Genomic DNA, 23392 nt, shown 5'->3' on the forward strand with positions numbered 1-23392 from the left:
CCTTAAAGTTCAGGAAAATCATGCCCATCACTCTCGAAGCTCTAGAAACCATCGTTCGTGCCGCCGGCGCAGTGGCGATGCGCTATTTTAATGATTTAGATTCGCTGGCGATCAATAAAAAAAGTGCTCGCGATCTGGTCACCGACGCCGATGTCGCGGTGGAAAATCATTTGAAACAGGCACTGAGCGAATGCTGTCCGGAATACGGCTTCTGGGGGGAAGAAAGCGGGCAAACCGCCAATCAAATCAGCCGTTGGATCGTCGATCCGATCGATGGCACCCATTCGTTTTCCAAAGGCCAATATTTTTGGGGCGTCAGCGTGGCTTTGGAAATCGACGGCGAATTATTGATGGGCGCGGTCTACGGACCTGCCCTGGACGATTATTATTGTGCGGAAAAAGGCAAGGGTGCCTGGAAGAACGGTAAACCGATCCAGGTGTCGGATGAAACCAGTCTCGCCAACAGTATGGTATCGACCGGATTCGCCTGCTTGCGCCAGTATTTGGAAGAGAATAATCTCCCGCGCTTCAATCGCATCGCTCAGGCCACCACCGGCCAACGTCGCTTGGGGTCGGCGGCACTAGATCTGTGCACGGTGGCGGATGGACAGGTCGACGCTTTTTGGGAGCAAGAGCTGAATTTGTACGATATAGCCGCCGGGGTTCTGATCGCTAAAGAGGCCGGGGCCAGCATTACCGACTTTAAAGGCAATCCGGGGGTGTTTCCGAAACAGGTTTTGGCGACAAACAATAAGATCTTGGCTCAATTGTTACCATTGATGTGAACATTTTCGCTTACGGTTCGGCTTTGGGCTTTCAAAAAGGAGGCAGATCGCATTCGAATGCTTGCCGCTAAAACGAAGCGTCCAGCAACACTTCGGTAACTTGGAATAGCCTTGTGATTAAAGTATGGCTAACATGGACAAGGGGGGCGCGTTAAATACGCTGCGAGCTTGGATAAGTGCAATCGGCGGGGAATGGCGGAGAGGCTGCTCGGGCGGCACGCCGGAGCAGCCGATTTGCAAACTTACTTGGCTTTAGCCAATTCAGCGCGCATTTCGTCAATGACTTTTTTGTAGTCCGGTTTGCCGAAAATGGCCGAGCCCGCAACGAAGGTATCGGCGCCGGCTTCTTTGATTTCACGTATATTGCCGACGTTTACGCCGCCGTCGATTTCCAGGCGAATCTCGAGGCCGCTGTCGTCGATGATTTTTCTGGCTTGCCGCAGCTTATCCAGCGCCGACGGAATGAATGATTGGCCGCCGAATCCGGGGTTGACCGACATCAGCAAAATCATGTCGACTTTGTCCAGCACATGTTCCAGATAATGCAAGGGGGTGCCAGGGTTGAATACCAGACCTGATTTGCAACCTAGGTCTCTGATCATTTGTAGTGAACGATCAATATGTCTGGAGGCCTCGGGGTGGAAAGTAATGTAGCTGGCACCGGCTTTAGCGAAATCGGGGATGATGCGGTCCACCGGTTCCACCATCAAGTGTACGTCGATAGGTGCGGTCACGCCGTGTTTACGTAACGCTTCGCAGACCAGCGGACCGATGGTTAGGTTTGGCACAAAATGGTTGTCCATAACATCAAAATGCACAATGTCTGCGCCCGCATTCAAGACATTAACAACTTCTTCGCCCAAGCGCGCGAAGTCTGCGGAAAGTATGGAAGGTGCAATCAGATTGTCAGCCATCTTTTGATCCTTATTGGTGAGGTTAAAAAGCGGCATTATAACTTTTTTCCACAGATTAGCTAAAACCGCTGATGGATGGGCAGCCAAGGCCTTTATGAATAGTGTTTGAGAACTTTATTCGGCGAAAAACCGCCTGTTAGGACGGTAGTCGGCCAAAAATATCTCGAACTCCTCAACCGGCAAGGGTTGGCTGGTTAAATAGCCTTGGTATAGATCGCATTGCCGGCTTTTCAGAAACGCCAATTGTTCCTCGGTTTCCACGCCTTCCGCAATCACCAGCATACGCAGGGTTTTCGCCATTGCGATGATGGTGGCAGTGATTTCCATGTCGTCGGTATGCGAGGGGATGTCCTCGATAAAACTTTTATCGATTTTTAACACGTCCAGCGGGAATGCTTTTAAATAGGCCAGGGACGAGTAGCCTGTGCCGAAGTCGTCGATGGCTAGGTGCACACCCAAATCATGCAGTTTATGCAGTATCTCGATGGCTTCTTTTTCGCGCTTCATTAATGCGCTTTCAGTGAGTTCCAGCTCCAGATATTCTGCCGGAAAACCGGTCTCTTCGAGAATTTTGGCTACGACAACGCTAATATCGCTATGCAGAAACTGTTGCGGAGATAGGTTGACCGCAAGCCGTAGAGCTGGAAAACCGGCTTGTAACCACTGTTTGCCCTGGCGGCAAGTCTCCTTTAATACCCAATTGCCGATAGCGGTAATCAATCCGGTTTCCTCGGCAATCGGGATAAAACGGATCGGCGGTATCAGGTCGCCGTCAGCGGTCTGCCAGCGCACTAGTGCTTCGGCTCCGACTATTGCGCCATCGTCGATACGGATTTGCGGTTGAAAAAACACTCTGAGCTCGCCGTGTTCAATGGCCTGACGCAGGCGGATTTCGATATCGATACGTTCACGGGCGGCGCGAGTCAAATCTTCGGAAAAGTATTTAAAACGGTTACGGCCCTCGTTTTTGGCTTGGTACAACGCGGTATCGGCCTGCTGGATCAGTTCATCCGAGGAGCTGCCGTGATCCGGAAACATGGCAATACCCACGCTGACGCCAATTCGTACTTCGTGACCGCTTGCCAGCTGCCAAGTTTGGCTCAGCGCATTGATGATTTGCGTGGCAACGTGCGCGACGGTTTCGGGCTGGTTGATTTCTTCCAGTAACACCACAAATTCGTCGCCGCCAAGCCTGCAAATGGTGTCGGTGGCGCGTAAACGGGATGTCAGGCGTTCCGCAACCATTTGCAATAAATCGTCGCCGGCCAGATGACCGAAGCTATCGTTCACGTCTTTGAAGCGATCCAAATCCAGCATCAAAACGGCCATCTTGTTGGACTGGCGGCGGGCTTTTTCGATGTTGTGTTGCAGGCGCGACAGAAACAGCATCCGATTGGGCAGCTTGGTCAACGGGTCGTGGTGAGCCAGGAACTCCAACTCCATTTCCGATGCTTTCAACTTGGAAATGTCGGCAAAGACGCCGACGTAATGGGTAACGTGGCCGTCGTGATCCTTGACGGTACTGATACTCAATAATTCCGGATACACCTCGCCGCATTTGCGCCGGTTCCAGATTTCGCCTTGCCAATGGTCGGTCGCGGCAATGTTGGCCCACATTTCCCGATAAAAATCGGCGTTGTGCCGGCCGGAACTCATAATGCTCGGCTTATTACCGATCACATCCTCGTTGCGGTAGCCGGTAATGTCGGTAAATGCCTTGTTGACCATCGTAATCCGGCGTTGCGCATCGGTAATCATCACGCCTTCGCGAGTGCTTTCGAACACTGCGGCCGCTTGGCCAAGGCGTTCTTCGTTGGCTTTGATGTCTGATATATCGGTGATGGTGCCGACGTAACCGCACAGGCTGCCGCTGTCGTCCAACTCCGGTTCGGCGCGGCCCACAACCCAGCGCAGGCTGCCATCGGCATGTTGAAAACGGTATTGCATATTGAAAGCTTGCAAATTCGCGAGACAACGGACCCATTCCTCGGTAACCGGTTCGCGGTCTTCGGCCAGCAGGCCGTTGATCCAGCCGTCGCCGTGCGAGGCACTGAATTGCAATCCGGTGATCTCGCACCAGCGGTGATTCACATAATCGCATTCGCCTTTTTGATTAGTGCGAAAAATACCGACCGGGGCAATTTTCGATAAGGTATGGAACAGTAGTTCACTCTCTTGCAGTGCGATTTCCGCCTGTTTACGGGCTGTGATGTCGCGCAGACCGATCACGTAGGCCGGCAGGCCTTCCCACTCCAGCGGGGCGGAGCGCAATTCCGCCCAGGCTATGCCGCTAGGACGAATCAGGTTGATGTCCTGAAATTGGATTTTATCGGTAGGAATGGGGATCGCCAACGATTGCCCAATCAGGTTGCCGTTTTCCAATAGCTGTTCCGCAGCCTGATTGGCGTACATGACGATGCCCTGCGGGTTGACCACCATTACCCCGTCGGTAATGGTGTCGAGGATCAGGTTGAGTTGTTTGAGTGTTTGCGGCATTTAGGTTTAAACGGCCAAGCCTCAAACGATCACGGTTTGCACACCGGTGCCGATGTTCTGGGTAGTGATCGCTGCCATGACCGATGACATCCTGGAGAGATCGCCAAGTAGTTTCAGCACCGGTTCCGGCAGGTCGCGTACCAGCATAGGTGTTGCGAAGATTTCTTTTTCCAGGGCTTTTTCCGGCATCCCCAACACCTCGACCACATCGAATACCCAATGGCCGGGCTCGTAAATGCCGGCCAATACCGCGCTAATTTGTTCGACCAGGCGGCGAGTTTCCGGATTTAAGGAGACCACATAAAGCGTCAGAACCAGTTTGTGATGGTTGGCGCGGCGTTCTTCATGAATTTTCGCGATATGGACGACTTGGGCGATATTCCGGATCTGCGACGCGGACAAGGGTTTGCTGGCCAGCTCGAATTGCAAGCCTTCCTCATGGGCGTCTTTCAACTGATCCATGAATTCGGCGGCAAACGCCGTGACAATATACACATTCAAACTATCGTCCAGTGCTTTCAGGCGCCTTAGCGTTTCCACGCCGTCGATACCGGGCATGCGGAGGTCCAGAAATATCAGATCGGGGCGATCCGTTTCCGCCATGGCGATGCCTTGCAAACCATCCTCGGCTTCCCTCACGCTATAACCTTCTTCTTCCAAAATCAGCTTGAAAGCGCCGCGTACCGCTGGATCGTCGTCAATTACCAGAATGTTGTTTACCATCGCTTCTGTCTCAGCCTTGAAAAAATATGTTAGTAGTGAGGAAATTTTAACCGTATGCAGCAACCCTCGCCAACGCGGCTTTCAACCGCAATGGAACCGCGAGCATCCTGCATCAGACGGCGGGTAACCGATAAGCCGAGGCCGGTGCCCTGACCCGGCGGCTTGGTGGTGAAAAACGGGTCGAACATGCGGCTTTGAACATCGTCGGGGATGCCGGGGCCGTTGTCTTTTAGCGCCAACTCTAGCATTTTTTCCACCGAACGGCCGCTGATTTCAATGGTAGGTCGTTCCCGGCCGCGCAATGCATCGCGGGCATTGATCAACAAGTTAATCAGAATCTGTTGCATGCTTTCCGCCGTGCAAGCGACATTCGGTAAACTGTCGGGCAGATCGATGCTTACGCTGATCGCGGTTTTGCGTAGTTCGCCCTCCAGTAACAGCAGGGTTTGATTCAGCACTTCCGCTACCGAACAACTACCGGTTTGCGCGGTTTTATGATGCATGAACACCAGCATATTGGACACGATATTCTTGATGCGCTGAATTTGTTTCAAGGCTTGAGCGAGGACTTGTTTGGATTTTGGGTCTTCGGTGCGGTCGGAAACGAATTCCACGAAATTCATCACTCCCATCAGCGGATTATTGATCTCATGCGCCACACCGCCGACCAGGGTACCGAGTGCTGATAATTTTTCCATTTGCAGCATGTGATCCTGGTTTTCCTGTAATTGCTTATAGGCTTGGCGCGTTTGTTCCAGCAAGCGGGCGTTCTCGAGGGATATGGCGGCTTGCGCGGTCAAAAGTTCGGTCATACTGATTTTTTCAGGGGTAAATACGCCCTCGGATAAGCGATTTTCCAAATACAACAGGCCGATCAATTCGCTTTGTTTAATGACGGGTAAGCACAACACCGAGCGTAATCCCAATGCGACGACCTCGGTTGCATTTTGAAACTCACCTTCGCTGCAGGCGTCGCGCAATACTACTTTTTCATGGGTGCGTTGGACGTAATTGACGATGGCGTGGCAGATGCCGCGCGCTTTGTTGAGGCTGTAATAATGTTTGTGTATCGTGCGTCTATTACCGACATGCTGTTCGGCGGCGATGAGTAGCTCGTCGTTTTGTTTGATTAAAAGATAGGCGTGCTGGGCGGCGGAACTTTCCAAAACTACGGCCATGATTTTTTGCATCAATTGGGTAAGATCGATTTCCGCCGACAGGGCCAATGCCGACTTCATCAGATAGCTGATGTCCAGACTGGGCAGGGTGGCGGGAGCCGGATGGGTTTTGGCTATTCTGGCTCCAGTGTCCGGGCTGACGTATTGATGACGTTCCTGCAGCCGATTGTTTTTGGCGTCGGCCCGGCATAAGCGGTAATGACGGCGGGCTTCGCCGAAATAAAGTTCCGCGTCGCCGAGGTGATGCGTCATGATTAAATCCGCCATGCTTTCATAGAGGTGGCCGGTCAACAAACCGTAATTTTGCGACGTTGCCAGTGCGATGGCGTCCAGATACAGATTGCGCGCTTCGCGATATTGGTTCTGTTGTCTGGCTATCTCCGCATAGATGAACACCAGATAGGGTTTCAGCAATGGACCCAGTTGCGCCCAGATTTCCAGTTGGCTCAGCAGCGGTGCAATTTCGTGGTGGATTTCCGGCGAGCCGGATGCAACTTCTACACGCAGGCGGTTTAAAACCCGGAACACGTACCACAGGCGCTTCAGTACGTTGTCGGTCAGGCCGTGCAAGTAGCGTTCAACCGTTTGCAACGAGACCGCCGCCGCACTGTAGTCGCCCAGGTAATATTGGGAAAAACCCAGCAACGCAAAATAGCTGCCGGTTGCAGCGACATAATGGTTGGACTCCCAGTCGGCCAAGGTGGCGCGCATATCGACCGGACGGGCGTCGGGTTTCATCGGCATCACCCAGCCGGCCAATACTGCCTGGGCCAGGCCAACCGAAAACGACAGCTGATTTTTTCGGGAAAACTGTAGACACTCCTCGGCGGTTTCTTCAATCCAGCGCAGGTTTTTACCTTGCGCAAACAAATTCCACATCAAGGGACCGTAAGACAAGCCGGCGTTGTATAAATCGCCGCAGTTTTTCCCGGACTGAACGGCTTTGTGAGCGTAATCGACGATGTCGGCCGGGTGGCTGCGCGAGTGCATATTGCACCAGACAATGCCGTTCATGCCTCTGGTGGCGCCAAACGTATTGGGATGTTTGGCACAGAGGTCGTGCGCCAGGTCTTGATAACGAAACGCTTGGTCGAATTTGCCCTGTTCGCCGAGATTAAGCCCCATGATGGAGAACGAATAAATGACCGATTCGTCCATGCCGCCTTCCAGGCAATGCAGCGTGGATTGGGCGGCGGATAAGTAAAGCTGCGGCACCAGTCCGCACATGTACAAATCCGGAATCAGTTCGCTGTAAAACGCCAGTTCGATTTTGCTCTGACGTTGGCCGGTAAACGGCATGTTCAGGATTTTTTGCCAGACGTCACCTTGTTGCTCAATTTGCGCCATCAAGCTTTTCATGCGATGCGCGGCTTCTTGCGGGTCGTCGGGTATGGACTTGTTGAAATAGGCCAAGCCGCGATTGGCGGTGGCGATGGCTTGATTGAAGTTGCCGAAGGAGGATAGCGAAGTGGTTTGTTCCGCCAAAGCTTCGGCCTTGTCAAGATCGCTGACCGCATGCTCGATCAAGTGATTCAGCAGGGCTTCCGAATTCTCGTAACGGCCGCACATCAAATCGGTTTTCGCCAAGCGTTGATAAATTCGAAACGTCTGCGCGTATGCCTGTTCCCAGCAATCGGCGGGGAGATAATTGTGGGCTTTCAGAAAAAATTCGTTTGCGGCATCGCCGGCCAAGGCATAGAGCGCTTTATTGCCGGCATGGAAATTGATGTCCACCAGCCAATAGGCGGTCTCTTCATCCGGTAGTGCCGGGCAGCCCTGATTGAGATGCGCGGCGATGGTGAACAGATTGTCCAGGCTGGCCAGTTCGGTGCCGATCGGCACCGCCGATAACAAGCGGCTGCCGATGCGCCAGTGAATATTCGGCCGGGAGGCTGCCGTCACTTGCTGCAATACCGCCTCCTGCACCCGGTCATGCACGAATTGCAAGTCGGCTTTATTTTCCAACAGCAGTCCCATGCTCAGTACCGGTTTCAAATCTTCGAACAATTGCTCTATGCGAATATCCAGCACCAAGGCCACGTCGCTGGCGGTAAAGCGATTACCCATACAGGCGCAGTGATAGAGGATGTGCAACGTCTTGGCCGGTAGCTTGCGTACTTTGGCGCTGAATAATTCCACCACGCTGGCCGGCATTTGCGTGTCGCGGATGCGCTTCATATCCCATTGCCAGTGTTGCGCCTTATCGGTGCTGAGTAAGCCTTCGTTGTAGAGCCAGGCCAGACTTTCACTGACGAACAAAGGGTTGCCTTCGGCCAGGTGAGCGATAAACTCGGCCAGATTGGCGGTGGCTGTTAACGGCGAATCCAGAATGTAGGCGACCATCTCATGACAGTCGTTCTCGCTCAGCGCTTCCAAGCGAATCTCGGCCAGCGGCCCGCTGTTTTCTTGAACGTTGCGGATTAGCTTGATCAAGTGATGAGAGCTGTCCACTTCGTTATGGCGATAGGCCCCCATGAAGAATAGATAGGGGTGTTCACGATGGTTGGCAAACAGGTTTTGCAGGAAATCGAAAGTGGCGCTGTCGCACCATTGCAAATCGTCGATAAACAACACTAAGGGATTGTCTTCGCTGGCCAAACACGCCAAAAACTTGCCGAACAGGTTGTTGAAGCGGTTTCTGGCCTCCACCGGCGGCAAGTGCGGGGGTTCCGGTTGCGGACCTATGATAAATTCCAGTTCCGGTAAGACTTCGATGATCACCCCGCCGGCATGAGCCACGGCATCCAAAATTTTTGCGGACCACTGTTGCACTTGCGTATCGCTTTCGGTCAAAAAGGTGCGAATCAGATTGCGTAAGGCCTGGATCAGCGAACTATAGGGAATGTTTTTTTGGTATTGATCGAATTTGCCGGAGCTGAAATAGCCGCGATTTTTTACCAGTGGCTTTTGCAGTTCCTGAATCAAGCGGGTTTTGCCGATGCCGGACAAGCCGGAAATAAACACCGAGCGGAATTGGCCTTTAGTGACTTGTCCGTATTCATGGCGGATCAGCGCGGTTTCGGTTTGGCGGCCGACCATTTTCGAAATGAAAATTACGCGGCGGCTGCGGTCGTGCTGACCGACAGCAAAATTGGACACTTGGCCGGTGGTTTCATGTTCTTTCTGGCAGCGTAGTAAATCCGCCAGTAGGCCCGAGGCACTTTGGTAACGCTTTTCCGGTTGTTTTAAAATCAGTTTGGCGATGATTTCGCTTAAGCTGCGCGGGATGCCGGGGCTGATGTCGTGGACTTTAACCGCTTCCTCGGCCAGATGCGAGTGAATCAATTCCAGGGGATCTGTTGAAAAAAACGGCAGTCTGCCGATTAGCAGTTCGTAGAATACGACGCCCAGTGAGTATAAGTCGGTGGAAAAGTCCACGCGGTAGTTGATGCGTCCGGTTTGTTCCGGCGAGGTATAGGCTAGTGTATTGCGGACGAACTCCGGATCGTAGATAAAATGGCTGACATCGCGGATATCCAGAGGCGTGATGAAATCGGTCAGACGTAAGTTCAGGCTGCCCGATTGCAGCAGGATATTATGCGGCTTGATACCGCCGTGCGTGATGCCGGCATCGTGTACCGATTGCAAGGTGTCGGCCAGCGAGCAGGCCAGCGTAAAAAAGTCGGCCAGTTTTACGGCTTGCTGTTGGCTAACCCAGTGGTTTAGCGGTTGGCTGTTGAACCAGGGTTGCACAATAAATTGATCGCCATCGTTCGATTCCAGCGCTAATGGTGTGTTGACTCTCGGGTCGTGCAATACTTTCAGACGGTCGATTTTTTGCCGCAGATGCCGGGATTGCTCATCCCAACTGGACAGCAACTTCAAATATTTGATGATCAGCGCGTATTCCGGCACATGCTTGTGATAGCCCTTGTAAACCGTGGCTTGCAGACTCTCGCCGAGTTTTTCGGTTAGCACGTAACTATCCAGTTGCGGCGCATTCTGCAGTGCTGCCGTTCTTGTGATGAGATCGATCATTCGATAATTCTGCTTAAAATTGCGGATAGCCGGCTAGGATGGCGAAGCGATTTCCGGCAAAGCCGGAAGCCGGCCGATTTATAATTCCAGTCTCGTTTAATAACCATAGGAGCGGCCATGGCTGCGACAGCTTCCAATATGTTGCCATTGGGCACTATCGCCCCGGATTTTTGTTTGCCGGATACCGTTACCGACAGCGAATATGCCTTATCAGAGTTAAAAGGCCGGCAGGGCACGTTAATTCTGTTTATTTGCAACCATTGTCCTTACGTCTTGCACATTAAGCAGCAGTTGATCGCGATAGCCCGGCAATACGCCCCGCAAGGGATTACGACGATTGCGATTAGCGCCAATGATATCGAGAATTACCCGGAGGACGCGCCGGATAAAATGCAACGACTGATGGCGGAATGGGGAAATCCATTCGCCGCGTATTTGTACGACGAAACCCAGGAAACGGCGCGGGCCTATCAAGCCGCCTGTACTCCGGATATCTATCTGTTCGATGCCAATCTGGCTTGCGTCTACCGCGGTCGCCTGGACGGTGCTACTCCGAAGAATGCAGTGCCGGTCAGCGGCGAGGATCTGCGCAACGCCTTGGATAATTTGCTGGCGGGTTTGCCGATTGCCGAAGAACAGATTCCGAGTATCGGCTGTAATATCAAATGGAAAAACGCGGACTAGCTAAGCAACGCGCTTTTGATGTTGCAGACCGATCTCGCGCGATTCCGGGATATGTCACGGTTGGCGCTTAACCTTGTTTATCGTCGAATTGTTCCACCATTAGATCCAGTTCCTTACTTAGTTCCGAGACACTACCGCTGGCTGCGCTGGCCTGAACCGCGTGGTCGGAGGTTTGCCGGGACAGCGTGCCTATGGCTTCCACGTTTCTGGAAATTTCTTCGGCAACAATGTGCTGTTGTTCGGCGGCGCCGGCGATTTGCACAATCATTTCATTAATGAAGTTAACCGATCTAGTGGTCTGTTGTAATAACTCGGTGGAGTTTTTCCCATGTTCGGCACCGGTCGCTGCCATTTCCCGGACTTTAGCCATTTCCTGGACCGCGTTTTGTACACCGGAACGCAGGCCGTCTATCATCTTATGAATTTCTTCGGTGGATTTTTGCGTGCGGCCGGCCAGCGTTCTGACTTCGTCGGCTACCACCGCAAACCCGCGGCCCTGCTCGCCGGCGCGGGCGGCTTCGATGGCGGCGTTGAGTGCCAGTAGATTGGTTTGTTCGGCTATGCCTTGAATTACGTCCAGAACGCCGCCGATTTTTTTACTGTGATCGGCCAAAATTTGGATTACCGCTTCTGCTTGGCCGACCGCTGTTTCCAACCGGTCTATCATATGGATAGTGTCGTTGACCCGAGACATGGTTTCCTGGGACTGCCTATTCACATCGTTCGCGGCGTTTGCGGCATTCGCCGCGCTTCTGGCCACTTCGCTGACGGTTGCGCTCATCTCGTGTATCGCGGACGACACTTGTTCGATTTCCGCCAGTTGTCTATCCATGGCAGAACTAACCTGGCTGACCGCTCTATAGCTGGCATCGGCTTTGCCGGCCAGCGGTTCGGTCGCTTGGATCAAACGGCGAATGATGGTCCTGGATTTGGCTTTCAACAGTTTTACCGCCAGCAGCAGTTGGCCGATCTCGCTGTCGTCGGCAGTGTAAATTTGTTGCATCACCGGATTTTCGATCACCTGCCTTGCTTCCGCTGCCGCCGAATGCAGAGGGCGTAAGACTAACGAGATCAAAAAGTATGCAGCTAGCGCCGGACCGGCCCAGATTACTGCCGCCGCGCTTAAGTCTAGGCTTCTGTTCAGGTAAAGGCTGGCGGCGACAGCCAATTGCAGTACGGCAAAACCGGCTGTCAGCTTGCCGGGTATGCCGGCTCGGCTCAGGCGGAGGCCTATATTTTTGCCGGCATTCAATTTTTCATAGGCTGCGTTGGCGCGGGCAATGCTATCGGCTTGGGGTTTAACCCGTACCGACTCGTAACCGATAATCTTACTGTTTTCGAAGCGCGGCGTGACAAAGGCGTCGACCCAGTAGTGGTCGCCGTTTTTGCAACGGTTTTTCACGATGCCCATCCACGGCCGGCCGCTTTTTACGGTTTGCCACAGGTCGGCAAAGGCGGCTGGCGGCATGTCGGGATGGCGGACGATATTATGGCTTTGTTGAAGTAGCTCAGCCTCGCTAAAGCCGCTTATTTTTAAGAAATCGTTGTTTACATAGGTGATCCGGCCGGCCGGATCGGTGGCGGACGTAATTGTCGTCGATGTGTTGAAGCTGACTTCGCGTTGGGTAACAGGTAGATTCTTTCTCATAATTGTTATTTTCTGCTAGCTGATGGCCCGTTTTCGCATAACGGCTTGCGGCGCGCGACGTATAAATTAATGCTTAAAGATTATAGGGGAATCCTTATTTATTGCTAAGGAAATCTTCGGAAAACCTTATGGTGAAAACCGGCTCAATCCAACCTGCTTCACCCGGAATGGTCGAGCTCGGTTTATCGGCGCCAGGAAGCAGCAAGGCGGCTGATATTTTTGTTAGATTTCAGGTATGCGCTATGCTTGCACCGATAAAAACCTACAAAAGGGGATGGAAATGTCTGAACACCAAGTACGCCCGCTGCAATTCAGCGGTAGCGGCGCCGAGTATTTTCGAATCTGGGTCGTGAACGTCTGTTTGAGTATCGTGACTCTCGGCATTTATTCGGCCTGGGCCAAGGTCCGGCGTAATCAATATTTTTATAGACATACGACGCTAGCGGGTGCCGGTTTCGATTATCACGGCGACCCAAAAGTTATCCTGAAAGGGAGGATTATTGCGTTTTCGATGTTTGCCTGCTATTCCCTGGTCGGTCAGTTCAATCAAGCCGCGGCATTGGTAATCCTGGCCACGATCATGGCGTTGATGCCTTGGTTATTGGTCAGATCGTTACGTTTTAGGTTGCATAACACCAGCTACCGCGGTCTGCGTTTTGCGTTTCACGGGCAAACCGGGCCGGCATATATCAATTTTCTGTTTTGGCCCTTTGTGTCCGGCTTGACCCTGGGAGGGTTGTGGCCGTTGGCGCAGCAGCGAATTGCCTGTTTCACGCGGGAGAACAGCAGCTATGGCAGCGCGCGCTTCCATTTTTCCGCCGGCCCAGGCGCCTATTACGGCATTTATTTGATGACGATAGTGATGGGGGTATTGGTATTCGCCGCTCTGATGGCCTGCGTAACGCTACTCGGCAGTAAGGAGCTAATCCCGGTGGAAGCAGGGCAATTAGTGGCGATGAGTGTGTTGATCGCCGCTATAGGCACCTATCTGGCCTTGTTCTTGATTGCGTATCCCTACGTTGCGGCGCGCTTGCAAAATTTGGTTTGGAATTCCACCGCATTAGAAGAACATCATTTCCAAGCCAACGTGCGGGCGCGGGAGATGCTGGGTATCATGCTGACGAATGTTTTGCTGATCGTATTGACCTTGGGACTGTACAAACCGTTCGCCGATATTCGCCTAGCGCGTTATCGGGTGCAACATATTGCCTTTTTCCCCGCTGGTAGTATCGACGAATTAGTCGCCGGTTTGCAGAGCCATGCTTCGGCTACTGGCGACGAAATGGCCGATATGTTCGATTTCGATATCGCCTTGTAAATGTGGCTCACCGGGGTCTATTACGACGGACGGCAGGCGCGTGCGCATCCGGTTACGCTTTGTGTCGAGGGCGACAATCTGCTGTTGCAGGGTCGGGATATCGCTAGACGCGAGCCGCTAAACAGCCTGAAAATTCCGCCGCCGCTCGGCAGCACGCCGCGTCTGATCTTGTTCGCGGATGGTGCTCGCTGTGAAGTGGCTGATCGGCGGCGGTTTGCGGACATGTTGCCGCAAACCGCCGCTAGCGCAGTGGCCGGTATGGAAAATAGCTGGTGGTATGCGCTGGCGGCTTTATCGATTACCTTGTGCTTGCTGGCCGGCGCCTATGTATTCGGCTTACCTTATGTCGCTCGAATCGTGGCGGACCGGGTACCGTCTTCCTTGGCGGTGCAAATAGATCAGCAGTTTTTTGCTAGTCTCGATCAAACCTTGCTCAAGCCTAGCGGCTTGGAACTTCGGCGTCGGCAAACAATAGAGGATGCCTTGCAGCGCTTAGCATTGCCGCCGGGAGGCGCGAGGCCGGACAGAATCGAATTTCGCAGTAGTCCGGAGTTGGGCGCCAACGCCTTCGCTCTGCCGGGCGGGAGCATAGTGATGCTCGATGAGTTAGTGAACTTGGCCGATAACGACCAAGAAATTCTCGCCGTGCTGGCGCATGAAATGGGGCATATCAGCGAGAAACATGCTTTGCGGCAAATGCTGCAGGCTTCGGTGGTGGGTTTGGCGATGGCATGGTACATCGGCGATGTCAGTAGCTTGTTGGCGGCCGCGCCGACCGTGCTGCTGCAAACTCGCTATTCCCGGGATTTCGAGCGTAGCGCCGATACCTTCGCCGCGGAGATGCTGCGCGCTAACGGCATCCCTGCCAGCCGGCTGGCCGATATATTGCAGAAACTGGAAGCAGCGCATCAAGCCGAAACAACGCAAATAGCGGCAAAATCCGCTAAAGCCATGGATTATTTATCCAGCCATCCCAACACCGAGGAACGCATCAATCGCCTGCGCGGGATGTAAAATGCCCGCGTTGGGTTTTATCAATTGCTTTACCTTAATCAGGAGCACCAAAAAATCATGAAACGCCTTTATCGAGTTGCGCTGGCGCTTATGTTGGCAATTGGCGGTACTAGCGGTTTCTCGGCCGCTCAGGCCGACGCCGATGCGGAAAGCCATAAGGTTCATCATTCAGTCATCGTCTGGTTGAAACAGGCCGGGGATGAAAAACTTCGTCGGCAATACATCGATGAGAGCAAACGTTTGGCCGAATTGCCCGGCGTGTTGGCTTATGAGGTCGGTACGCCGGCCGCGATTAATCGCGGGCATGCTAACGCGGCAGTCGATGAAAGTTATGACGTGGCGGTTGCCGCGGTTTATGAAAACCGGGAGGCTTACGAGGCGTTTTTGAAAAATCCGGAGTATCTGCGGGTGGCGCAGCAAGTGTTGCGGCCTTTGGTGGATAAATATAAGGTTTACGATTTCATGGAATAGCCGAAAACAGCGTTTTCCCGGTAACCGGAAAAATTGTCAAGGTGGCGGCGACGAAATACTCGTTTCCGAGTACCTCGTCGCCGGCTGTGTAAATCGCTTACTTTTTCAGAGCCGCCGCTTCCGCCGCGCGGCGGGTGATTTCCGCCCAATTGCCGGCATCCACCAAGTCGGCCGGCGCCATCCAGGAGCCGCCGACGCAGGCAACATTGCTCAATGCCAGATATTCAACCGCGTTCTTCGGATTGACGCCGCCGGTCGGGCAGAAAGTCACTTGCGGCAAGGGGCCTCCGATGGATTTCAGCATCGGGATGCCGCCCGCCGCTTCGGCCGGGAAAAACTTCATCGCGGTAATGCCTCTGTCCATCAAACGCATCACTTCGCTGGGAGTGATAACGCCGGGCAAAATCGGTACGCCGGAAGCCAGGGCCGCGTCCAGCAAGCTGTCGGTGACGCCGGGGCTGACGATGAATTCGGCGCCGGCTTCGATCGCGTTGTGTAAAGTCTGAATGTTGATGATGGTGCCCGCGCCGACAATCGCTCCCGGCACTTCGGCTTTGATGCGGCGGATCGCATCCAGCGCCACCGGGGTGCGCAAGGTGATTTCCAATACTTTCAAACCGCCTTCCACCAGTGCGCGTGCCAAGGGTACGGCCTGGTCGAGTTGATTGATAACCATCACCGGCATTACCGGCGAGGTGTTCATGACTTCTTTTATTGATACGGTCATTTCTTATTTTCCTAATGTGATGGTGCTTGGATAAAGCCACGCAGTGAAGTGTGCCTGGTTGACGTAACGATAACAGCCAAACGAATTTGTCTTATACCGTATAAGTTGTCGATGCGGTTTTACCGCCGTGTCCGGTCCAGTCGGTATGAAAAAACTCGCCGCGGGGCCGGTCGGTGCGTTCATACGAATGCGCGCCGAAATAATCTCTTTGTGCTTGCAGCAGATTGGCCGGCAGCCGTTCGGTGCGATAGCCGTCGAAATAGGCCAAGGCGGACGAGAACGCCGGCGTCGGAATGCCTAGTTGGATGCCCAGGATTACGGCTTGGCGCCAGCCCGCTTCGGCTTGTTTCATCGCTTCGACGAAGAAATCGGCCAGCAGCAAATTTTCCAGATCGGGATTTTGCTGGTAAGCCTGTTTGATGTCGTTCAGAAATTGGCTGCGAATAATACAGCCGCCGCGCCACATCAAGGCGATGTCGCCATAATTCAGCGCCAATTTGTATTCCTTGGCGGCTTCGCGCATCAATCGGAAACCTTGCGCGTAGGAAATAATTTTCGAGGCATATAAGGCTTGGCGAATAGCCTGAATCATCGCCGCTTTGTCGCCGCTAAAGCTGGCGCTGGTTTTAGGCAAGGCTTTGGCTGCGCTGATGCGTTCGTCTTTTTGCGCGGATAGACAGCGGGCAAATACCGATTCGCCGATCAAGGTCAGCGGTATCCCCAAGTCCAGCGCGTTGATGCCGGTCCATTTGCCGGTGCCTTTTTGGCCGGCGGTATCCAGAATACTATCCAGCAGCGCTTGGCCGTTGTCTTCCTTGTAAGCCAGGATATTGGCGGTGATTTCGATTAAATACGAGCTTAATTCGCCTTGATTCCACTCGGCGAAAATCGCCTGCATCTCGTCGGTGCTTAAGTTCAGCCCTTCGGCCAACAGTTGATAAGCTTCGCATATCAGTTGCATATCGCCGTATTCGATGCCGTTATGTACCATTTTTACATAGTGGCCGGCGCCGTTATCGCCAACCCATTCGCAGCAAGGATCGCCGTCGACATGGGCGCTGATGGCCTGAAAAATCGGCTTAACAGCCGGCCAGGCTGCTCGGTTGCCGCCGGGCATGATGGATGGGCCGTGGCGGGCGCCTTCTTCGCCGCCGGAGACACCGGTGCCGACATAGAGCAGGCCTTTTTCCTGCAAATATTGGGTGCGGCGGTTGGTGTCGGTAAATAGCGAATTGCCACCGTCGATGATGATGTCACCGGCTGCTAACAAGGGTATCAAGTCGTCAATATATTGATCGACGACAGTGCCTGCCTTGACCATTAACATCACCTTGCGCGGCGACTCCAGACTGTTCACCAACTCTTCCAGCGAATGCGCGCCGACGACTTGGGTATTTTTCGCGGGACCCTCTAAAAATTCATCGACTTTGCTGGTGGTGCGGTTATACACCGCTACCTTGAAACCGTGGTCGTTCATGTTCAGGACCAAGTTCTGCCCCATAACCGCCAGGCCGATTAAACCGATATTTGCTTTCATGTGTTTGCCTACTGTAAACGTTGACGTTGTTGGGTTATTACACAATGTTGCTTAATTCTGGTTTCAAGAAAGTCGTCCTTCCCGGAGGAAGGACGGATTTGGCAAAGTGAAACTAAGAAGGCATTGCTTAAATCGTTTAAATGTCAGTCGATTCAATCCACGAAAAACAGATTGGTTGCCCCGGTTTCCGAGGTCGAAGCCCTGGCCCGCATCGCGCCGAACAATTCGCGGCCCATACCAAAATGGTGACCGGTGGCGCTGTTGGCGGTGGGCACGCGGGCGTCGAATTCGGCTCGATCCACCTGTACGTTGACTTCGCCGGTTTGGGTGTTCAGCGCAATGATATCGCCGTCGCGGACTTTGGCCAGTGGACCGCCGTCTATACATTCGGGCCACATGTGAATCGCCGATGGCACCTTGCCCGATGCGCCGGACATCCGGCCGTCGGTGACCAAGGCTACATGAAAGCCCCGGTCTTGTAGTACGCCCAGTACTGGGGTCAATTTATGCAATTCCGGCATGCCGTTGGCTTTCGGGCCCTGGAAGCGCAACACCACGATCACGTCTTTTTCCAGTTCACCACGTTTAAATGCCGCCACCACATCCAATTGGTCGTCGAACACCATCGCTGGGGCGGTAACCACCTGATGTTTTTCCGCGACCGCGGAAATTTTCGACACGCCGCGGCCCAAGTTGCCGTGCATCACATGCAGACCACCGCCAGTGGCGAAAGGGTGCTCCACGCTGCTAATGACGTCCGGGTCCAATGAACTGGCTGGCCCTGGCACCCAATCGAGTTTGCCGTCCTGCAAAGTGGGTACCTGACTATATTGCTCCATGCCGCGTTGGTCGCCGATGGTCAAAATATCGCCGTGCAGCAAGCCATGCTCCAGCAACTCCTGGATCAATAAACCCATGCCGCCGGCAGCCTGGAACTGATTGACGTCGGCCGCGCCGTTTGGATAAATCTTGGTCAATAACGGAATGGCCTTGGAGAGGTTATCGAAATCGTCCCAATTGATGATAATGCCGGCCGCGCGGGCGATAGCGATCAAATGGATCGTGTGGTTGGTCGAGCCGCCGGTCGCCAGCAAACCGATAATCGCGTTGATGATGGCTTTCTCGTTGATGACATGGGCAATCGGCCGGAAGTCGTCGCCCAGCGCGGTGAACTTCAACACTTGTTTGGCGGCGGCCTTGGTCAGTTCGTCGCGTAGTGGCGTATAGGGGTTGACGAAAGAGCTGCCGGGCAAATGCAGGCCCATGATCTCCACCATCATTTGATTACTGTTGGCGGTGCCATAAAAGGTACAGGTACCAGGGCTATGGTAAGCCTTGGATTCTGACTCTAATAACTCCTTTTCACCGACTTTGCCTTCGGCGAATTTTTGCCGGGTGCGGGATTTTTCCTTGTTGGAGATACCGGTGGTCATCGGGCCGGCCGGCACGAAAATCGCCGGCAGATGGCCGAAGCTCAAGGCGCCGATCAGCAGGCCCGGCACAATTTTGTCGCAAACGCCCAGATACAAGGCGGCGTCGAACATGTTATGGCTCAGGCCGATCGCAGTGGATAAGGCAATGACGTCGCGGCTGAACAGCGATAACTCCATGCCGGGCATACCTTGCGTTACGCCGTCGCACATGGCCGGCACGCCGCCGGCAAATTGCGCTACGCCGCCGGCTTCGCGCACCGCTTGTTTAATCAATTCCGGGTAGTGTTGATAAGGTTCGTGCGCCGACAGCATGTCGTTGTAGGCGGAGATAATGCCGACGTTGGCTTTGACCGCATGCGACAGTGCGTCTTTTTCGTTGGCGGAGCAGACGGCAAAACCGTGGGCCAGATTGGCGCACGGCAGGTTGGTGCGCTGTGGGCCGTTGGCAATGGCGGCGTCAATGCGGGCCAGATAAGCAGCGCGGCTTTCCCGGCTGCGTTCCACCACGTCGGCGGTCACTTTTTCTAAAACAGGATGCATATGCTCTCCAGGGCAGCGGATAGGGTGGGGGGACGACGCGCCGAACAGCGTTTTGGAATCGAGAGTGATCAGGTTATGCGCGTCTAACCCACCCTACATTTAAGCGGCTAAGGGGCCCAGTACAATTCGACGGGCACGTCTTCCTGATTCAACAAGGCACGAATCGGCATGTCTTCCACAGGGCCCGGCTTTTGGGCGCTACTGAATACCGCTAATTTATCTTCGCCGGTAAACAGAATCACGATGCGTTCGGATTTCAACAGCGCGTTGCGAGTTAAAGTCAGGCGTTCGACATTGGGGCCGGTTACTTCGCTTTGATTGGCGGTGATGGCGGCTGTCAGTTGCTGGTTATCTTCGCTAAGCGCCGCCGCCAAACCTTCGGCATGCGGAAACAGCGAGGCGGTATGACCGTCCGGACCCATGCCGACGATGCTTAGCGTAAACGGCTGCGGCAGTTTGGCGTAACGGCCTTCGGTTTCGGCTTGACCCTGCTCGGCGGTGTCGGCCGGCGTTTTCATGCCGATGAAATCGACGTTTTTGGCATTGTTGATCAGCAGGCTGCGGCGGATCAAGGCTTCGTTGCTGGCACTATGTTGACTGTCTACCCAGCGTTCGTCCACTAGTGCTACCTTGATTTTTTTCCAATTCAGATCGGATTTGGATAAGGCTTCGTAAAGCGGGGCCGGGGTGGTACCGCCGGACACCAATAAAGTCGCCTGGCCGTGTTTACTGACTGCTTCGGACAAAACATCCTGACATTCGGCAACCAATGCGGTAAACAGGTGACTGCGTTGTTCGAAAAAAAATTCTCTAACCATGTTCGTTGTTCTCGTGATGGATACAGATAATTACTCTTCCCAGGCGCGGCCGTCGCGGGCCAATAATGCCACCGAGGCAATCGGCCCCCAGCTGCCCGCCGGGTAAGATTTTGGAGCGCTGTGGCTTTGCGCCCAGGCGTCTTGGATCGAGTCGACCCAGGCCCAGGCTTGTTCGATTTCCTCGCGGCTTAAAAACAGGGTCGGGTTGCCGCGCAGGGCTTCCAGAATCAGTTTTTCGTAACCGCCGAAAATACTGTTTTTCTTAAAGGTTTCGGAAAAACTCAAGTCCAGCTTGGTTTGTTGCAATTTGATGTTGCCGTCGATACCCGGCACCTTGTTCAGCATCACCACGTCCACGCCTTCGTTTGGCTGTAAATGGATGACCAGTTTATTGGCCGGCAGATCGCGGAAGCTATCCTTAAAGATGTTATGCGGCAATTGCTTGAAGTTGACTACGATCTCGGTGCGTTTGTTGGGCATGCGTTTGCCGGTGCGCATATAAAACGGCACGCCGGCCCAGCGCCAGTTGTCGATGTCCACCCGAATCGCCACGAAGCTCTCGGTGGTGCTTTCCTTATTGGCGCCTTCCTCTTCCAGATAACCCGGCACCGCCGAGCCTTTGATGAAGCCGGCGGTATATTGGCCGCGCACGGTTTTTTCTTCCACATTGCGCGCGGTGATCGGCCGTAAGGATTTCAATACCTTGATTTTTTCCATGTGGATGCTTTCCGCTTCCAGGTCGGCGGGCGGCTCCATGGCGACGAAGGTCAGAATTTGCAGCAAATGATTTTGCAGCATGTCGCGCAGCTGGCCGGTTTTGTCGAAGTATTCCCAGCGGCCTTCGATGCCGATGTCCTCGCCGACCGTAATCTGGATATGGTCGATGGTATTGTGGTTCCAGTTGGTGGTGAAGATCGAGTTGGCGAAACGCAACGCCAGCAAATTCAATACGGTTTCTTTGCCCAGATAGTGGTCGATCCGGTAAACCTGGTCTTCGTGAAATACGTCAGCGACCACATCATTGATTTCCTTGGACGATTTCAAGTCGTTGCCGATGGGTTTTTCCATCACCATGCGCGATTCGCGGGTCAATACCCCGCAACTTTGCAGGCCTTGGCAAATATTTTTGAACAAAAACGGCGCGACCGCGAAATAGTTGACCATCACCCGTTTCTCGGCGTCGACAGCGTCATTCAGTTTTAGATATTGCTCCGGTTGCGTCAGGTCGATTTTTATATACGACAGCCGATTAGCTAAGCTGCTCCAAATTTCGTCATCGATCGGTATGCTTAAGTGCGATTTCAGGCTGTTATGGGCGATTTCGACAAAACCTTCGCTGGTTTCGTCCAGGCGGTCAACGCCGATGATGCGGGTGTCCGGCTCCAATAGTTTGGATTGTTCCAGTCGGTATAAGGAAATCAGCAGCTTTCGTTTTGATAAATCTCCCAATGCGCCGTAGATGACTAGGTCGCAGGGCTTGTAATTGTGGTTTTTCATTAGTGATACCAGGAATGAAGAAGATGTTTGATCGGCTTTGGCTGGTCGAATGCAGTACGCAAAAAGCGCAATTTGCAGAAAACTCCAGGCCCGGATCAGTCGAAAATGCCGACATTATAATGTTCGTTGGCCGCTCGGAACAAGATTAAAGGCCGCAAAGGCCGGATTTACTTGGGTTTGCGGAACATGAAACGCTTGCCGGTCAGCCGAACATCTCGGTGGTGTAGCGATAAGCTTTGATGGTTTCCGACCAATAGTTGGAGGGCAAGCCGGCTTTTTGCTTCAGGTGTTGCAAGAATTGTTTGGGGTCCGGCAAATCGTCCCACACTGAAGGTAAAAAAGTGCCGCGCCGGCCGCCTTCTTGCAAAATCACGCCATCTATACCGGGACGAAGTTGGGCGATCAGAGCCGCTTCAGTATCGAAGCTCATCGCGGTCGCGGGATTAAGGATGGAGATATGCAGTTCGAGGTCTGCCAGCTCGCCGTTTGAAAGGGGCGGAAAGCGAGGATCGCGAAAGGCGGCGGCAAACGCATTTTCGGCTACGTCTTGCGCTAGCGGTCTGACGGCTTCCAGCATGCCGATACATCCGCGCAACTGCCCGCCGCGTTCCAGGGTAATGAAGGTCGCGCGTATTTGGCGCAATGCCTCGGGGTAATCGTCCAGATCGACTGGTAGCTGCCCCCCGGTTTCCAGGCCGTGGACTATGGATTGCCGGGCTAGTGCCAGCAATTGAGTTTTCTCGGTTTCAGTCCACGACATAAGCGCCATAACCCACCACTTGTTGTTTATCGCCGGCGGTATCGCCGGAGTTGCGCAGGTCTATGGTTTTGATCGATAGGCCTTTTTGTTTCAGTAACTTCAATAAGCCGTTGACCGGCACTTTGCCGCAAGCGTCTTCTCCGCAAATTTCTTTGTATTGCAATTGTTCGATCATTTGGCTGGTAGCCTTGTCCAATCGTAGCGCGGTGTCGTAGTCGTGATAGTGGCTGAGGTCCGAACTGACGACTATCAGGGTTTCCTTGCCGCCCCACAGCATGTCCAACACCTGACTGACTTGCTCGGGACTGGCGTCGCCGGCGACGATAGGGATCAGCGTGAATTTTTGCAAAACTTCCTGCAGAAATGGCAGGTGCACTTCCAGGCTGTGCTCCAGGGTATGAGCTTGCTCGATATATTCGACAAATGGCAATTGCAGCAATTCGGCTATCGCGGTTAGGTCGACTTCGACGTCGCCGAGCGGCGTGTTATAGGCGTGCGTTCTACTGACTGCCAGGCCGCGAAACGCTACACGATGTGAAGGGCCTATCAATACCACCCGGGTGATGCTGGCTGCGGCCGGCTTTAAGCGGGCATAGGCGGTGGCGGCAATCGGCCCGGAATAGATGTAGCCGGCATGCGGCACGATCATGGCCTTGGGTACTTGGCCGGTCTGCCTTACGTCGGCTAAATAGCCGATCACGGCGTCATGGAGTTGTTGGGGCTGGGCAGGATAAAACCGTCCTGCAACGGCGGGTTTTCTGTTCATGCGCTGATCCTTTTTTAAAGTTTTAATACGATCAGAGGCCGGGCGTAGCGCGGAGAATTAAAAAATTGAATACCCCGCTCGCCTAGGGTTTATTCTACTGCTAAC

At 53.6% G+C, this 23392-nt stretch carries 17 protein-coding genes; 5 read left to right on the plus strand and 12 right to left on the minus strand.

All coding sequences use genetic code 11. The features are described from left to right. Nucleotides 1–20 precede the first annotated feature (20 nt). The gene (locus ACH50O_RS01845) at nucleotides 21–785 is read left to right on the plus strand and encodes an inositol monophosphatase family protein (RefSeq protein ID WP_446810357.1); all 765 of its coding nucleotides are present in this window, start codon (nucleotides 21–23) and stop codon (nucleotides 783–785) included. Nucleotides 786–1027: 242 nt separating this feature from the next. On the opposite strand, the gene rpe is transcribed toward ACH50O_RS01845, so the two are convergent. The 4 genes from rpe to ACH50O_RS01865 all read right to left on the minus strand — a co-directional run bounded on the left by rpe (nucleotide 1028) and on the right by ACH50O_RS01865 (nucleotide 10074). Further along, nucleotides 1028–1699, minus strand: coding sequence for a ribulose-phosphate 3-epimerase (gene rpe / locus ACH50O_RS01850; protein ID WP_446810358.1), 672 nt, complete (start codon nucleotides 1697–1699; stop codon nucleotides 1028–1030). Nucleotides 1700–1813: 114 nt separating this feature from the next. After that, nucleotides 1814–4195, minus strand: coding sequence for a sensor domain-containing protein (locus tag ACH50O_RS01855; RefSeq protein WP_446810359.1), 2382 nt, complete (start codon nucleotides 4193–4195; stop codon nucleotides 1814–1816). A 21-nt stretch (nucleotides 4196–4216) separates the two neighbouring features. Continuing rightward, complete coding sequence (locus tag ACH50O_RS01860; RefSeq protein ID WP_446810360.1) at nucleotides 4217–4918, minus strand: response regulator; 702 nt, start codon at nucleotides 4916–4918, stop codon at nucleotides 4217–4219. A gap of 29 nt (nucleotides 4919–4947) precedes the next feature. Further along, a complete protein-coding gene (locus tag ACH50O_RS01865; protein ID WP_446810361.1) occupies nucleotides 4948–10074 on the minus strand; it encodes an ATP-binding sensor histidine kinase in 5127 nt (1708 codons plus the stop codon). A 117-nt stretch (nucleotides 10075–10191) separates the two neighbouring features. Between ACH50O_RS01865 and ACH50O_RS01870 the strand changes: the two genes are divergently transcribed. Further along, nucleotides 10192–10758 carry a thioredoxin family protein gene (locus tag ACH50O_RS01870; RefSeq protein ID WP_446810362.1) on the plus strand — a complete coding sequence of 189 codons (567 nt, stop codon included), beginning with the start codon at nucleotides 10192–10194 and terminating at the stop codon, nucleotides 10756–10758. Nucleotides 10759–10825: 67 nt separating this feature from the next. On the opposite strand, the gene ACH50O_RS01875 is transcribed toward ACH50O_RS01870, so the two are convergent. Beyond that, nucleotides 10826–12406, minus strand: coding sequence for a methyl-accepting chemotaxis protein (locus ACH50O_RS01875; RefSeq protein ID WP_446810363.1), 1581 nt, complete (start codon nucleotides 12404–12406; stop codon nucleotides 10826–10828). Nucleotides 12407–12686: 280 nt separating this feature from the next. On the opposite strand from ACH50O_RS01875, the gene ACH50O_RS01880 reads away from it, so the two are divergent. Genes ACH50O_RS01880 through ACH50O_RS01890 form a run of 3 tightly spaced genes read left to right on the plus strand, consistent with a single transcriptional unit; the run spans nucleotide 12687 to nucleotide 15209 of the window. Next, complete coding sequence (locus tag ACH50O_RS01880) at nucleotides 12687–13724, plus strand: YjgN family protein (RefSeq protein ID WP_446810364.1); 1038 nt, start codon at nucleotides 12687–12689, stop codon at nucleotides 13722–13724. Next, a complete protein-coding gene (locus tag ACH50O_RS01885; RefSeq protein ID WP_446810365.1) occupies nucleotides 13725–14738 on the plus strand; it encodes a M48 family metallopeptidase in 1014 nt (337 codons plus the stop codon). 57 nt (nucleotides 14739–14795) lie between these two features. Continuing rightward, nucleotides 14796–15209: a Dabb family protein gene (locus tag ACH50O_RS01890; protein ID WP_446810366.1), complete on the plus strand. Its 414-nt coding sequence runs from the start codon at nucleotides 14796–14798 to the stop codon at nucleotides 15207–15209. Between the two features lie 97 nt (nucleotides 15210–15306). On the opposite strand, the gene ACH50O_RS01895 is transcribed toward ACH50O_RS01890, so the two are convergent. From ACH50O_RS01895 to amrB, 7 genes are all read right to left on the minus strand, one after another. Continuing rightward, the gene (locus ACH50O_RS01895) at nucleotides 15307–15936 is read right to left on the minus strand and encodes a bifunctional 4-hydroxy-2-oxoglutarate aldolase/2-dehydro-3-deoxy-phosphogluconate aldolase (RefSeq protein WP_446810367.1); all 630 of its coding nucleotides are present in this window, start codon (nucleotides 15934–15936) and stop codon (nucleotides 15307–15309) included. Between the two features lie 91 nt (nucleotides 15937–16027). Beyond that, nucleotides 16028–17473, minus strand: coding sequence for a decarboxylating NADP(+)-dependent phosphogluconate dehydrogenase (gnd, locus tag ACH50O_RS01900; protein ID WP_446810368.1), 1446 nt, complete (start codon nucleotides 17471–17473; stop codon nucleotides 16028–16030). A 152-nt stretch (nucleotides 17474–17625) separates the two neighbouring features. Continuing rightward, complete coding sequence (edd, locus tag ACH50O_RS01905; RefSeq protein ID WP_446810369.1) at nucleotides 17626–19446, minus strand: phosphogluconate dehydratase; 1821 nt, start codon at nucleotides 19444–19446, stop codon at nucleotides 17626–17628. A gap of 107 nt (nucleotides 19447–19553) precedes the next feature. Further along, on the minus strand, nucleotides 19554–20264 hold the full coding sequence (gene pgl / locus ACH50O_RS01910) for a 6-phosphogluconolactonase (protein WP_446810370.1): 711 nt from the start codon (nucleotides 20262–20264) through the stop codon (nucleotides 19554–19556). 30 nt (nucleotides 20265–20294) lie between these two features. After that, nucleotides 20295–21761, minus strand: a complete 1467-nt coding sequence (zwf, locus tag ACH50O_RS01915) for a glucose-6-phosphate dehydrogenase (protein ID WP_446810371.1) — start codon at nucleotides 21759–21761, stop codon at nucleotides 20295–20297. 202 nt (nucleotides 21762–21963) lie between these two features. Beyond that, nucleotides 21964–22521, minus strand: a complete 558-nt coding sequence (gene amrA / locus ACH50O_RS01920) for an AmmeMemoRadiSam system protein A (protein WP_446812103.1) — start codon at nucleotides 22519–22521, stop codon at nucleotides 21964–21966. Further along, complete coding sequence (amrB, locus tag ACH50O_RS01925) at nucleotides 22508–23287, minus strand: AmmeMemoRadiSam system protein B (protein ID WP_446810372.1); 780 nt, start codon at nucleotides 23285–23287, stop codon at nucleotides 22508–22510. The genes amrA and amrB overlap by 14 nt, the downstream gene beginning before the upstream one ends. Nucleotides 23288–23392: the final 105 nt, after the last annotated feature.

The organism is Methylomonas sp. 2BW1-5-20 (assembly GCF_052474515.1).